This window comes from Clostridium sp. AF27-2AA, from assembly GCF_003478505.1.
Taxonomy (GTDB): Bacteria; Bacillota; Clostridia; order Lachnospirales; family Lachnospiraceae; genus Brotaphodocola.
This window is the reverse complement of sequence record NZ_QUFI01000035.1, coordinates 1-13,805: the sequence shown is the minus strand read 5'-3', so window position 1 is coordinate 13,805 and position 13,805 is coordinate 1. Positions and strand designations below refer to the sequence as shown.

Annotated in this window: 12 protein-coding genes and 2 tRNA genes; all 14 read right to left on the bottom strand. The window is 51.5% G+C overall.

Annotated elements, in window-relative coordinates:
* Positions 1–26: 26 nt before the first annotated feature.
* A tRNA-Leu gene (locus DWY84_RS14605) sits at positions 27–112 on the bottom strand.
* 17 nt (positions 113–129) lie between these two features.
* Positions 130–211: transfer RNA gene (locus tag DWY84_RS14600), tRNA-Tyr, on the bottom strand.
* A gap of 159 nt (positions 212–370) precedes the next feature.
* A complete protein-coding gene (locus tag DWY84_RS14595; protein ID WP_118534082.1) occupies positions 371–2,443 on the bottom strand; it encodes a glycoside hydrolase family 13 protein in 2,073 nt (690 codons plus the stop codon).
* Positions 2,444–2,843: 400 nt separating this feature from the next.
* Positions 2,844–4,652 (bottom strand): ATP-dependent zinc metalloprotease FtsH, encoded by a 1,809-nt coding sequence (gene ftsH / locus DWY84_RS14590; RefSeq protein WP_118534081.1) that lies wholly within the window; start codon positions 4,650–4,652, stop codon positions 2,844–2,846.
* Between the two features lie 12 nt (positions 4,653–4,664).
* On the bottom strand, positions 4,665–5,195 hold the full coding sequence (gene hpt / locus DWY84_RS14585) for a hypoxanthine phosphoribosyltransferase (RefSeq protein WP_118534080.1): 531 nt from the start codon (positions 5,193–5,195) through the stop codon (positions 4,665–4,667).
* Positions 5,185–6,636 carry a tRNA lysidine(34) synthetase TilS gene (gene tilS, locus DWY84_RS14580; protein WP_118534079.1) on the bottom strand — a complete coding sequence of 484 codons (1,452 nt, stop codon included), beginning with the start codon at positions 6,634–6,636 and terminating at the stop codon, positions 5,185–5,187. The genes hpt and tilS overlap by 11 nt, the downstream gene beginning before the upstream one ends.
* A gap of 145 nt (positions 6,637–6,781) precedes the next feature.
* Positions 6,782–8,188: a SpoIIE family protein phosphatase gene (locus DWY84_RS14575; protein WP_347560813.1), complete on the bottom strand. Its 1,407-nt coding sequence runs from the start codon at positions 8,186–8,188 to the stop codon at positions 6,782–6,784.
* Positions 8,189–8,263: 75 nt separating this feature from the next.
* Positions 8,264–8,590, bottom strand: coding sequence for a septum formation initiator family protein (locus DWY84_RS14570; protein WP_118534078.1), 327 nt, complete (start codon positions 8,588–8,590; stop codon positions 8,264–8,266).
* Positions 8,591–8,967: 377 nt separating this feature from the next.
* Positions 8,968–9,252, bottom strand: coding sequence for a sporulation protein YabP (yabP, locus tag DWY84_RS14560; protein WP_118534076.1), 285 nt, complete (start codon positions 9,250–9,252; stop codon positions 8,968–8,970).
* A 77-nt stretch (positions 9,253–9,329) separates the two neighbouring features.
* The gene (locus DWY84_RS14555; RefSeq protein ID WP_118534075.1) at positions 9,330–9,569 is read right to left on the bottom strand and encodes an RNA-binding S4 domain-containing protein; all 240 of its coding nucleotides are present in this window, start codon (positions 9,567–9,569) and stop codon (positions 9,330–9,332) included.
* 3 nt (positions 9,570–9,572) lie between these two features.
* Complete coding sequence (locus tag DWY84_RS14550; protein ID WP_118534074.1) at positions 9,573–9,848, bottom strand: HU family DNA-binding protein; 276 nt, start codon at positions 9,846–9,848, stop codon at positions 9,573–9,575.
* 83 nt (positions 9,849–9,931) lie between these two features.
* Positions 9,932–11,824: an alpha-amylase gene (locus DWY84_RS14545; protein ID WP_118534073.1), complete on the bottom strand. Its 1,893-nt coding sequence runs from the start codon at positions 11,822–11,824 to the stop codon at positions 9,932–9,934.
* 130 nt (positions 11,825–11,954) lie between these two features.
* Positions 11,955–12,710, bottom strand: a complete 756-nt coding sequence (locus tag DWY84_RS14540; protein WP_118534072.1) for an exodeoxyribonuclease III — start codon at positions 12,708–12,710, stop codon at positions 11,955–11,957.
* Complete coding sequence (locus DWY84_RS14535; RefSeq protein ID WP_118534071.1) at positions 12,703–13,626, bottom strand: sugar phosphate nucleotidyltransferase; 924 nt, start codon at positions 13,624–13,626, stop codon at positions 12,703–12,705. The genes DWY84_RS14540 and DWY84_RS14535 overlap by 8 nt, the downstream gene beginning before the upstream one ends.
* Between the last annotated feature and the right edge of the window lie 179 nt (positions 13,627–13,805).

The window sequence follows — 13,805 nt, the reverse complement described above, 5'->3', positions numbered from 1 at the left end:
TAACTGTGAATACCTGAAACTATGAATGCCGCAGGCCGGAATCGAACCGGCACGGGAGATTAGTCCCGCAGGATTTTAAGTCCTGTGCGTCTGCCAGTTCCGCCACTGCGGCATATCCTTTTCAGGAAGTGGATGGAGGTGGATTCGAACCACCGAAAGCACAGCTAACAGATTTACAGTCTGCCCCCTTTGGCCACTCGGGAACCCATCCATACTAGCTTCGACAAGCAAAAGTTATATTATCATACCAATAATCAAAATGCAAGAAGTTTTTTTATATTCCTGCAATATTCTTGCAATGTTCAGGCTGCCGCAATGCGTCAAAAGACCGGTTGCGACAGCCCTGATTTTTTATTTCCGTCTATATCATCTACACCAGTACCCCGCTCGACAGCAGCACGCCGCTGTGGGCCGGTACATCCAGCGTCAGCCAGCCATGGTCGGCATGATAATTAATGCGTCCGGCATTATAGCCCTTTTCATCAGACAGCATTACCCGGGTGATGACATCCTCATCGGTGATGCCAAGCTCCCACACCGGCACTCTGACGCTTCTGCCATCACCACGGTTGTTGATGATGACTGCGCACTTGTTTGCCCCGCTCATACGGCCGTAGGCGATGAGCTGGCGGTCTGCCAGAAGCTGTTTTAAGGAGCCACGGCGCAGGGCCGGAAGCTTCTTATGCAGATCGATGAGGTAACGGTGGTACTCGATCAGCTCAAAATCCTCAAAACCCCACGGATAAGTCCGGCGATTATCCGGGTCAGTCCAGCCGCAGACTCCTGCTTCGTCACCATAATATAAGGTCGGTGCCCCCGGCCAGGTCATCTGTACCATGATGGCTTCGCGGAAGATTCCGTAATTGACGCCAAACTCTGCCATCTTGGCCCCGGCTGTTCCGATTCTTCCCACGATCTGGTTGGTACGGGTCAGGAAACGGCTGTGGTCATGGTTGGAAAGCTGATTCATGGCCACCAGGACTGACTGGGTCTGCATACGGCTCATGTGGTAATACATGGAGCGGAAAAAGCTCACACCGTCACCGTAAAGAGCACCGTTGTACTCATCGCTGTGCTTCTCCATACCAGTCAGAAACCAGGTCAGCGGCTCCATGAAGGCATCATAGTTCATGACCGTATCCCACTGATCCCCCGCCAGCCAGCTGCTTGGATCTCCGTAATGCTCTGCCAGGATCATCGCCTCCGGGTTTGCCTCCTTGACATGCCTGCGGAATTCCTGCCAGAATTTATGATTGTACTCGCTGCTGTGGCCCAGGTCTGCAGCCACATCCAGACGCCAGCCATCCACTCCATACGGGGCAGACACCCATTTCCCGGCAATCTTCATAATGTACTCAAACAGCTTTGGCGAATCCTCATAGTTTAGCTTCGGCAGCGTGTCATGCCCCCACCAGCCGTCATAGGTTCCGTTATCCGGCCATGCGTCCTCATTGTAAAACTTAAAGAAGCTGCGGTACGGGCTTTCCTCACTTTCATAAGCACCTGGCTCATAGCTTCCCTGATGGCTGTAGATTTTCTCTCGATCCAGCCATTTATTAAAGGAGCCGCAGTGGTTGAACACCCCATCGATGATAACCCGCATACCGCGCTTGTGAACTTCTTCCATAAAACGGGCAAAAAACGCATCGCTGGCTGCCAGGTTCTCCGGGTCAGCACTGCGTATCTGATATCTGGTCGCATGGTCATTGTTCACCGCGTTTACTGCCACCGGCTCACCGCCATCTTTGACGATCACGCCATAATGCGGATCGATGTGGTCATAATCCTGACTGTCGTACTTGTGATTGGACGGCGAGACAAACAGCGGGTTGAAATAGATCACCTCAACTCCCAGATACTGCAGGTAATCCAGCTTGTCCCACACGCCCTGAAGATCACCGCCGTAGAAGCAGCCCACATCCATGGTAGACGGATTGGTGCTCCAGTCAGTTACCTGATGTACCGGACGCCCAATATAGACATACTCGCATTCCGTCACATCGTTGCTCTGGTCACCGTTGCAGAAGCGATCCACAAAGATCTGGTACATGACCGCGCCCTTTGCCCACTCCGGCGTATGAAACCCCGGCGTAATGCGAAATGCGTAGCAACTCTGAATATCCATGGTTGCGCCCAGACGGTTAAAATAGCAGACTGCGCTGCCCTTCACCACCTGGAAATAATAGCGCTGAGGCTGACTGTCCGCCTTCATGCGATACTCGTAATAGTCAAACAGGCCGTCAGAAGATACCTTCCTCATCTCCGCCTGTATATTCTTATCTTCCTCAATATAAAAAACCCGATCGACATCATTTTTTGCTGTGCGAAACCAGAGAGTTACTGTCTCACCGGCGTCCGGTTCCTCCGGGTATCGGTAATCCTGCGTCTCATCCGAAAACAATGCCTGCCGGTTTATTTCATTTTCCTGATGCTCATCAAACATAATAACCCCTGCTCCTTCCTGCCCAGATCCGCCAGCCCCATTCGCATGTTAAGCCAACAGTAACTTTTTCTTATACGCTCTGACGAATCTGATGGAATCATATAAATTTATTTTAAATGATTCTCATGTCGATTACAACATGTTTAAGTAATTCAAGTAGGAATTTTTGAACTGAAAATCCGCTGTTTTGGTATAGTATCTCAAAACAGCGAAAGAGCCAGCGGGGTAGCTGGCTCTTTCAGGAGAAGGTATTTCGTTTCTTATGGGGTGTAGCAAAAACTATATAATGTATTGGGGGGTTTACGCCTATTATAATAGCACGGCCCAACCAATAAGTGTTAACAAACATGAACAAATTTCAAAACTTTTTTTGTGCAGTTTGTATAGTTTTCAACTCCATTTATTTCTGGAACAGCGCTTCAAACTCTTCCTGACCGATTTTTTCTTTCTCGATCAGCAGGGCGGTACAGCTTTCCAGCACATCCCGGTGCTCCAGGATGATATTCTTTGCTTTCTCATAGCACTCATCAATGATGCGCTTTACCTCAGCATCAATGGATGCGGTTACTTCATCGCTGTAAGCGCGCACATGGCCGAAATCACGGCCGATAAAGACCTCATCATCATCACTGCCGTAGTCGATCATGCCAACCTTCTCAGACATGCCGTACTGGGTCACCATAGCACGCGCGATCTTGCTGGCATGCTTGATATCCTGGGAAGCGCCGGTCGTCACATCACCGAAGATGATCTCCTCCGCGATACGTCCGCCAAGAGATACCATAATATCCTGCAGCATCCTGCCCTTGGTGTTGAACATCTCATCCTCACCCGGAAGCGGCATGGTGTAGCCTGCTGCCCCGACACCGGTCGGGATGATGGATACGGTATGAACCGGCCCCACATCCGGCAGTACATGGAACAGGATCGCATGACCGGACTCATGGTAGGCGGTGATCTTCTTTTCTTTCTCAGAGATGACACGGCTCTTCTTCTCTGCGCCGATGCCGACCTTGACAAACGCACGGTCAATATCAGACTGGCGAATGTAGCTGCGGTTCTCCTTTGCTGCGAGAATTGCGGCCTCGTTCATCAGGTTTTCCAGATCTGCTCCGGTGAAGCCGGAGGTGGTTTTAGCCACGCGGGCCAGATCTACATCCTCACCTAACGGCTTCTCTTTGGAGTGCACCTGGAGGATTTCCACACGGCCTTTCACATCCGGACGGCCTACTGCTACCTTACGGTCAAAACGGCCCGGACGCAGGATAGCCGGATCCAGGATATCTACACGGTTGGTCGCAGCCATGACGATGATACCCTCATTCACACCAAAGCCATCCATCTCAACGAGAAGCTGGTTTAAGGTCTGCTCACGCTCATCGTGGCCGCCGCCCATGCCGGTGCCTCGTCTGCGGGCTACCGCATCGATCTCATCGATAAAAACAATACACGGCGCTGCCTTCTTGGCATCCTCAAATAAATCACGGACGCGGGACGCACCCACGCCGACGAACATCTCTACGAAATCAGAACCGGAGATGGAGAAAAACGGAACGCCTGCCTCACCGGCTACTGCCTTGGCAAGCAGCGTCTTACCCGTTCCAGGAGGGCCCACTAAAATAACGCCCTTCGGAATTCTCGCTCCCACGCTGGTATACTTCTGCGGATTTCTCAGGAAGTCCACCATCTCCTCCAGATCTTCCTTTTCCTCCTGAAGACCTGCCACATTTTTAAAGGTGACATTGCTGGTGTTGGTCATGCGGGCGCGGCTCTTGCCAAAGTTCATCATCTTGGCATTGGTCCCGCCGCCGGCACCGGCTCTCATATTCATGATGATCAGCATCAGAACGACCGCGCCTACAGAGACAGCCACTGGAAGAAGGATGCTCATCCAGTAGCTGGTCTGGGGAACATCGTTCATGCTGTAGTCGATGTCCATATCCTGAAGCATCTGCTGAATCTGGTTTACATCGGACACATAGGTTACATAAACCTCACCCGCGCGGTTGGCAAGACGCACCTCACCGGTCGGTGTCTGCTCATTCTGGTAAATGACCAGGGAACCCACATCCCCGCTTTCCAGTACCTGTTTGAACTGCTGATAACTCAGCTCGTTCTGTTTTCTGCCCGGCATAAACGCCAGAGCCAGTACGATCAGGAGCAGCGGAAAAAGCAGCCAGCCGCCCCGAAAACCACTTTGCTGTTTCACTCATCGGCCTCCTTACTGGTCAACCTCAACCACTCCGATGTACGGAAGGTTGCGGTATTTCTGGGCGTAGTCCAGGCCGTAGCCTACTACAAACTCATCCGGAATGGTGAAACAGGTATAATCTACTTTAACCTGCTTCTTCACACGGCGCTCCGGCTTGTCAAGCAGGGTGCACAGGTGAATGCTCTTCGGCCCACGCTGCTTTAAGACCTCGATCAGGTATGCAAGGGTGCGGCCGGAATCGATGATATCCTCCACGATCAGGACCTCCTTGTCTGCCAGGGATTCATCCAGATCCTTGACGATGCGGACTACGCCGCTGGACTTGGTGTCATCTCCGTAGCTGGAAACAGACATGAAATCCATGGTGACCGGAACTGTGATACGTTTTGCCAGCTCACAGGTAAAAAATACTCCACCCTTTAAGATACAGATCAGGTGGATCTGTTTTCCCTCATAATCTTTGCTGATCTGCTCTGCTACTTCACTGATTCGCTTGTTTACGTCTTCTTCCGGCAACAATACTCTGATCTTATCTGCCATAATCTTTTCCTCCGTCGCAGGTTACCTGCAATATGTTTTCTGTATGTTCTTCTATTTTATAGTATTCGCTGATCCGAAAGCCCACTACCCACAACACATGACTGCCTTCTGCCAGAAGCAGAATCTTCTCCCTTTTTTCTTTCGGGATTTTCTCATCGATCATGTAACGGGCAATGGTCTTGCTCCCTCCGGACGGCAGGATCAGGTAATCTCCCGTCCGTCTGGTTCTCACAGACAGCGTACCTTTAATTTTATCATAGTCAAACCATTTCGTATACTGGTTTTTGGGAATTTCCTGGTCTTTTTGACGAGAAAAAACCGTCATATGAAGCTTTGGAGCTGTCTGAGGCACGGTGTTCCCGCCCCAGCCGCCGGTTTCACGGTCCAGAACCGGCTTCTGTTCCGCCTTTCCCGCAATTTCCAGAGTCTCATATCCGGTCCGTGCCATAAGTCCGCCCGGCAGGTCTACACGGCTTCCCACCGGTTTCCCAGCCAGTTTTGCGATGGCTGTGAAATGGCGGCTGGTGATGTCCTTCCAGCCTGGTTTCAGCTGGTCCAGCATATGCCGAATGAGATACATCTTCAGAATCTCCGGCTGAGCCGCAAAGACCGCAAGGGGAATTATCACACGTTCTGGCATTTCGTCCGCAATGTTCCTCCTTGCGCCAGATTCAGAATCCCGGCTTTCCTGCTGCCTGCTGACTGCCACTCTCCAGATTTCCGCCGCCCGCTGACGCAGATATTCATCTGCCTGTCCGATAATCTGCCCGGCCTGGAGAATATGCTCCTCTGCCTGCTCATTCACAGTCTCCTTTAAAAGCGGAAGCACCTGGCTGCGGATGCGGTTCCTGGTATAATCTGCCGACTGGTTGGTGCTGTCCTCACACCAGTCCATATGCTCTGCCGTCAGATATTCCCTGATTTCATCCCGGCCCACACAGAGTAAAGGACGGACACGCCGTCCCTGCACCGGCCGGATCCCGGCAAGTCCGGTAAGTCCGCTGCCCCGCAGAAGATGGTGCAGAATGGTCTCCGCGTTATCATCCCGGTGATGAGCCAGAGCCAGTTTCACCCGGCTGCCATCAGAAAACTCCCGCTCCCATTTTTCTGCTTCTTCCTCCAGTATCTGATACCGCAGGATCCGCCCCGCTTCCTCCTCGGAAAGGCCATGCTCCGCCGCGTAGGCCGGAACCTGACAGTGGGCCACATACAGCGGAACAGAAAGGCTTTCACACAAAGCCTGTACAAATGCCTCGTCCCGGTCTGCCTCGGCTCCGCGGATGCCATGGTGGACATGAACCGCTCGGAGCGCAAAATCCAGCTGTTTCAGCACCGTCAGCAGGCACACGGAATCTGCCCCGCCAGAAAGCGCCACGATCACTGCGTCCCCCTGGGTAATCATGCCCTGCTCCCTGATATAATCTCTCACTTTATTCAACATCTTATCTTTCCTGTATACGATTCTTTTTCCATTAACACTTCAACTATACCCGTAATTCCGTTCATGTGCAAGCTGCGATTTTCTCGTTATTGTCTCCAGGCGCGCAGCCGGCACCACCTTTTCCGTCCCATATTCGGCTCCGCTGCTACCGTTTCCAGATTCCTGCCACCAGTACGGTCATATCATCATTCATGCCTCCGTTCTGACAGGCAAACCGCAAAATCCGCTCTGCCATGTCCTGCGGGGTCTTCATCGGCATGGACTCCAGATACTCTTTCAGGCTGCGCTCCTTCTCAAGTCCCGGGCAGGCCTCCAGAACGCCATCCGTCATCATAATGACCCGGTCATCATCCCAGAGTTTGCGGGAAAGGAGCACCGGCTCTGCCTGGGAAATCACGCCAGCAGGCAGATTTCCAGCGTCCAGTATCTCTGCCTGCCCGTCACTGAGCACAAAGGTTGCCACCGCTCCCATCTTCATGGCCTCCAGCACACCGCTGCAAAGGTCCACACAGCACAGATCCAGCGTGGCCGGATGCTGTTCCACCCCGGTTAATAAAAGAATTGTATTCACCATTTTCAGGGCAGAACGGGCGGAAAACCCTGTCTCCAGAAGCTGCTGCAAAAGCTCGATCACCTTCCGGCTCTCCTGGGCCGCTGTCTCTCCGCTTCCCATGCCATCTGAAAGGCTCATGATCACCTGACCTGGAAGACTCCCGGAATAGGTATAATTATCCCCGGAAATCCCGCTTCCATTCTTTGACATGCGGGCAACCCCATACATCATCCGGTATTCTCCCGGTTCCAGAAACCGCACAACTCCAGGCTGCCTTGTGATAAGCGCCCGGGTGTCCGGCGGCGCGTACCAGCCCTTTCCGCCCGCTGCCTGTCCAAACAGCGCAGCGGCCTCTTTTGCCGTCATACAGCGACCTCCCAGAGCATGTAGTGTCACATACGCCTCCCGGTAACGGTTCTCATGCTCCAGAAGCAGCATATTGTCTACCGCAATCTGATGAAGGCGGAAGATCCGCCGCACTGCTTCTTCTTTTTCCTCCGTAATATCCGCAGCCTGGCCCATCTGACTGGCAAACTCTTCCAGCATCACAGCCAGTTCCCGAAACTGCACCATAACCGTATCCCGGCTCTCCAGAAAACGGTTTTTCCACTCCAGATTCATGGTTGCCCGCCCCAGATTCCGGTTGAGCTGTGTCAGATACGCCTCTTTATTCCGGCACGTTTCCAGAAACAGCCGGGGCATGTCCTCATATTCCACCCTGCCCTTCTGCTCAAAGGAGCGGAGCAGATAATACAGATAATAACTTCCATCCTTATCCGCGTCGCTGTACAGATTGCACCGGCTGCACTGCCCGCACACTACGGCCGCTGCCGTCTGCATGGCCGCCAGGGCATCCTCCCTGGTCAGTCCCCGCTCCTCCTCCATCCGGTCATTGCATGCCCGGGCCAGGACCCCCAGCGACCGGGCCATCTCACTTAGTCTCTCTGCCGTATAAATATTCACATCAGCCATATCCCGGCGCCGTTTTCGCTTCCACACAAAAAATCCCCTCCTGAACCACAATATATGCGGCAGGAAAGGATCCTATGTCTGTTATTTTTAGTCTCGTCTGTTCTAGTTGTCTTTTGGTCTTGGTTTCAGCAAAATCTCGTCTGGTTTGACCAGTCCCAGCTTCTGCTTGGCCACTTCCTCTATGTACTGCTTGGTCTGCACATAGACCCTGCGTTCTTCCAGCTCTGCGGCCCGTTTCTGTTCGTTTTCCACCTGACGGATCAGCGATTCTTCTTTGGCCTGGTACTCCATGAGCTTCTTCTCCATGGAGGTATTCTTCACATTCACGACCACCGCCAGACTTAAAACCACTATGGTAATTCCGATAATGGCCAGTCGGTTGCCCAGACCCTCTCTGCGTTTTTTGCGCCCTGTTCCCCGCGTTTTCATGTTTCTCACCAGCTTTTTGTTACCCTGACTTTCTAATTCGATGTTATGTTACCTGTGTAATTTCATTCTAATGCATCGAAGAATCAATTTCAAGAGCTTTTGCAAATTTCTGCTGATGATCCTGTCATAAAAAAGCATGGATACAAAAATGGATCCGATAATATAAAAACGCAGTGCTCCGTCATTCTCACGGTACAGAAACAAAAAGGTGAAAAAGCCGGCCCAGATCCAGTAGCAGAAATCCTCCAGTCCTACCGCCAGACTCCTGTGAGGCACCAGAGACCGGAACAGCCGGATGAGATCGTACACCATCATAAGAACCGCGCCCACTGAAATGCTCTGAAGCAGAAGCCGCGCCTCCCGGCATACCGCAGCCATCAGCCAAAGAGCCGGGCCAGAATGGACTGTCCGGCTTTCCGGTATGCCTCATTGGAAGAGTAAGTCAGGCTGTCTATCTGTCCTTCTACCTCCATCTCTCCCTTTTCCACAGTAAGGCGGCTGACATGGAGATCTTTTCCCTTGATAGTCAGAAGACCCATGTCCGTATCCATCACCACCTGGTTTTCGTCAAAGGATACCACTTCCCGCACCCCTGTCAGGCTTGCCGCGTTACGATTCTCCAGCCTGCAGGCATGGGCGCGGATTCCGGATCTTTCTTCCACAAAAAAACCTCCCCGCCTAAACTCATGGTTTAGTATATGGGAAGGTTTTCATGTTTATGAAAGTAATGATAATAGAATCAGAGGTAGCGGTAGAGCTCCTTTGCATCGTCCTTGCGAACGGTTTCCTGCACATCAAGAACCTCCACTTTCACGGAAGAAGTACCAAACTGAATCTCAATGATGTCCCCTGCCTTCACGTTCACCGAAGCTTTGGCGGGGCGGTCATTGACCAGGACCCTTCCGGCATCGCAGGCTTCATTCGCGACAGTTCTTCGCTTAATTAAACGGGATACTTTCAGATATTTATCTAATCTCATAAATTAAGCGTTTACAAGATCCTTTAATGCCTTACCAGCTTTGAACTTCGGAGTCTTGGAAGCCTCGATGGTCATGGTCTCGCCGGTTCTCGGGTTGCGTCCCTCTCTTGCTGCTCTCTCAGATACCTCAAAAGTACCGAAACCTACTAACTGGATTTTATCGCCTGCCTTCAGAGCCTCTGCAACTACATCGGTAAATGCCTTTACTGCTGCCTCTGCGTCCTTCTTGGAAAGGCCTGCCTGCTCAGCTACTGCTGCTACTAATTCTGTCTTGTTCATTATTAATTCCTCCTAAATGCGATAACGGCCGGAAGAGCCGTTTTGTCGTAATTCATTTTGCCCTTTCATTTATATCTGTTTTGCTATGCTTTGTCAAGGTTTTTCGCCTTTTTCTTTGCCTTAAACACTAGAACAGAGCGGGGCGGAACCATGCAGTTCTTCTGGTTCAAAACCCGGCGTTCCTGACCCTCTTCGTAAAAGCCTCCCGCCGCGCTGTCACTGGTATCAAAGGACAGTGTCCACTCCAGATCCTTCGGCAGGTTTGGAAGTGCAAAACCGTGTGGTTCCCAGTGCATATTGAAGATCACAAAGAAAAAGTCATCATTCTGCCCGTCCGGCTTCTTCGCGTAAGTTCCACAGTAAAGAATCCCTATCTGGCGGCGGAAATTCTCAAACTCCGGCTGCCATGCGTTCACGCCATGATAGGAAATATCCGGATGTCCACAGGCCAGATAGTCCATCACCCGCGGCTCCTGCTCCATATGGAAAACCGGATGCGCCCTGCGGAACGCGATCAGATGCTTCACAAAGGCCAGAAGATCCTGATCCCATTTGTTAAGATTCCAGTTCAACCAGGAGGTCTCATTGTCCTGACAGTAAGCATTATTGTTACCATTCTGGGAATTGCCAAATTCATCTCCCGCCAGAAGTACCGGCGTTCCCTGGCTCAAAAAGAGCATAAGCATGGCATTGCGCAGCTGTCTTGCCCGCAGCTCCAGAACCTTCTTCTTGCGGACCGGACCTTCCACGCCACAGTTCCAGGAATAATTGTAGTCACTTCCGTCCCGGTTATTTTCCCCGTTGGCTTCATTGTGCTTCTGGTCATAGGAAACCATGTCCATCATGGTGAAACCATTGGTACCTGCCATAAAGTTTAACACGCCTGTCTCCGCGGGATTGCGGCGGTTGCGGTAGATCAGACTGCTCATCTGCTCCTCATCGCCCTTTAAGGCGCGGCGCATGTCGATGAGAAAGCCGTCATTATATTCACCCAGATGTTTTTTCTCCCCGGCAGACGGTTTCGGCGCATCCCAGGAAATTGCCCAGAGCTTGGTATCTGCCAGATATGGATCTTTTGCCAGCAGATCCACAGGCGCGTACCCGGTTAAATGGATTCCATCCACATGATATTCCCGAACCCAGAAGCGCACCGTCTCCAGAACAAACTCCGGAACTTCCTTTCCGGAAAAATAAAGCTCCGGCACCACCTCCAGTCCGGCCCGGTGCAGTTCCCTCACCATATATTTAAATTCCGTCACCGGACTCATGCCCGGATCCGCATAGGATGCTTTTGGCGCAAACATCCCGGCTTTCGTGTAGCCCCAGTAATTCAGGCGTCCGGTCGGCTCACTGCTTCCATAGGGATTGCTCTCTACATTCTCCGGCATCATGACCTCCTGGAATTCCACCACCGGTAAAAGCTCCAGCGTGGTAATCCCCAGTTCTTTCAGATAAGGGATCTTGTCCACAATCCCCCGGAAGGTTCCACGGTGCTCCGTGCCAGAGGAGACATGCTTTGTCAGCCCCCGCACATGGGCCCGGTACACAATGCAGTCCTCATAGGGGATGTGTAACGGCTGGTCGCCCTGCCAGTCAAACTCCGGCTCCATGACCGGCGACAGTAAAAGCCGCTTCGCCTGACTTAACCTTCCCCAGCGCTCCCGCCCGGCAAAGGAACGGCCATACGGATCAGAGAAGCGCTTCCCGTCTGCCTCAAACGCATAGTAAAGCGTATCAAATGTTCCGTTTACCGTCATAGACCAGATATGTCCGGTCTTTGCTTTCTCCGGGAATGGGAGATTCCGGATTTCCCGAAATCTTGCTTCTTTTCCGTTTTTACCTTCCTGTTTCTCAAATAAAAGCAGGCTGCAAGCCTTCGCTGCAGCCACGACTGATACATGGATCCCCCCATCTGTCTGTGTGAGGCCCATTGGATACACTTTGCTGTCATTTATATCAATCTGATACTGTTCCAATTCTGCCCACCTTTCCCGTTACGGCCCGCATACGGTCCGCAGCGTGTTCCATCCAGCGAAACTTATTGCCGTTCATGCACGGCACGGTAGTAACCGAAATATTTCTCTGGATCCTTTCTGTTTTTATTCGCTATTTCAGGCACAGCTCTACCGGACAGTGATCTGATCCAAACACCTCCGTGTGAATCTTTGCTGACTCCAGCCGGTCCTTTAAGCAGTCTGATACACAAAAATAGTCAATACGCCACCCGGCATTCTTCTCCCTGGCCTTGAATCGATAGGACCACCAGGAATAGATGCCCTCCTGCTCCGGATAAAAATAGCGCCAGGTATCCGTAAATCCGCTTTTCAGAAGCTCTGTAAACTTATTTCGTTCCTGATCCGTAAAACCGGCATTGCTGCGGTTCGTCTTCGGATTCTTCAGGTCAATCTCCTGATGCGCCACATTAAAGTCACCGCAGAAAATAACTGGCTTCTTTTCGTCCAGGCCTTTTAAATAAGCACGCCACGCATCCTCCCACTCCATACGGTAATCCAGTCTGGCAAGCTCATTCTGGGAATTTGGCGTATAGCACGTAATTACATAATATTCAGGGAACTCCGCGGTTATGACTCTTCCTTCGTGATCATGCTCCTCCACGCCAATTCCGTAAGCTACAGAAAGCGGCTCTTCTTTTGTAAAAAGCGCCGTTCCGGAATAGCCCTTTTTTTCCGCGTAATTCCAGTACTGATGATACCCCGGAAGATCCAGGTCAATCTGACCGGCCTGCAGCTTCGTCTCCTGCAGACAGAATACATCGGCATCTGCCTCATGGAAGAAGTCCAGAAAATTCTTTCCCACACAGGCACGCAGGCCGTTCACATTCCAGGAAATCAGTTTAGTCATATAATCTCTCCTTATAAACGCCTGCCTCAATCAGTCTGCGGATGGAAGCAACCACCGCGTCCTTGTCCTCTTTATAGGTCACGCCAAACCACTTATCGCGGGTTTCCAAAACCTTTACTCTGGCCTTTCCCGCCTTGATCTGCTGGTCAATGATCTTCGGAAGCAGATACTCTGCCTTTATATCACCCTCTTTGATACCGTCAAGGAATTTCGGGAACCCCTCATCTAATGCATCCAGGAATTTTGGCGGAAGTCCCCACATATTCATGGAAACATACTGTTTTGCGTCCACAATAACCGGGTTTCCCTGCTCATCATTTGCGAAAATGCCATTGCCCCTGCGCTCAATGTCATAGGTCTCCGTTACATCCTTTAAGGTACCATCCGGGTTCACGTCGCAGACGCCGCGGGTTACAGTACCATTCTCACTTAAGGTGTTCTCCAGAATGAATCCGCCCATGCACATATCATACGGATCTCCATCGGTATTCATCTCATTCACCATATAATCGTGAATCTTGAAAAAACCTTCCCGGCCATAATAGTCATCCGCGTTGATGACCAGAAACGGCTCATGCACCATATTCTTCACGGTGAGAACAGCCTGACCGGTTCCCCAGGGTTTTTTTCTTCCTTCGGTTACGTGATACCCCTCAGGCAGCGCGTCCAGCTCCTGGAACGCATACTCCACATTGGCAATCTTCTCAATGCGGTTTCCAATGATTTCCCGGAAATCCTGCTCCAGATCTTTACGGATAATGAAGATGATCTTGTTGAATCCGGCTGCCAGGGCATCATGAATGGAATAATCCATGATGATCTCACCGCCGGGGCCTACTGGCGCCAGCTGCTTGATACCGCCGCCAAACCGGCTCCCGATTCCGGCTGCCATAATGACTAATGTTGTATCTTTCATTTTCGTTCCCTCTCCAAATTCTCAGACGTATCCCGGCACCGGCTTCCGGCACCAGACCATAATGTACCTAAAATATAGCACACTCCGTGGCAAATAACAATTTAAAAATAGTCACGAAAGGTCCGAAGCAGGCTGGGATGGTATCCCGCTGCGCAAAATATAAGTGCTGTGTTCGGACG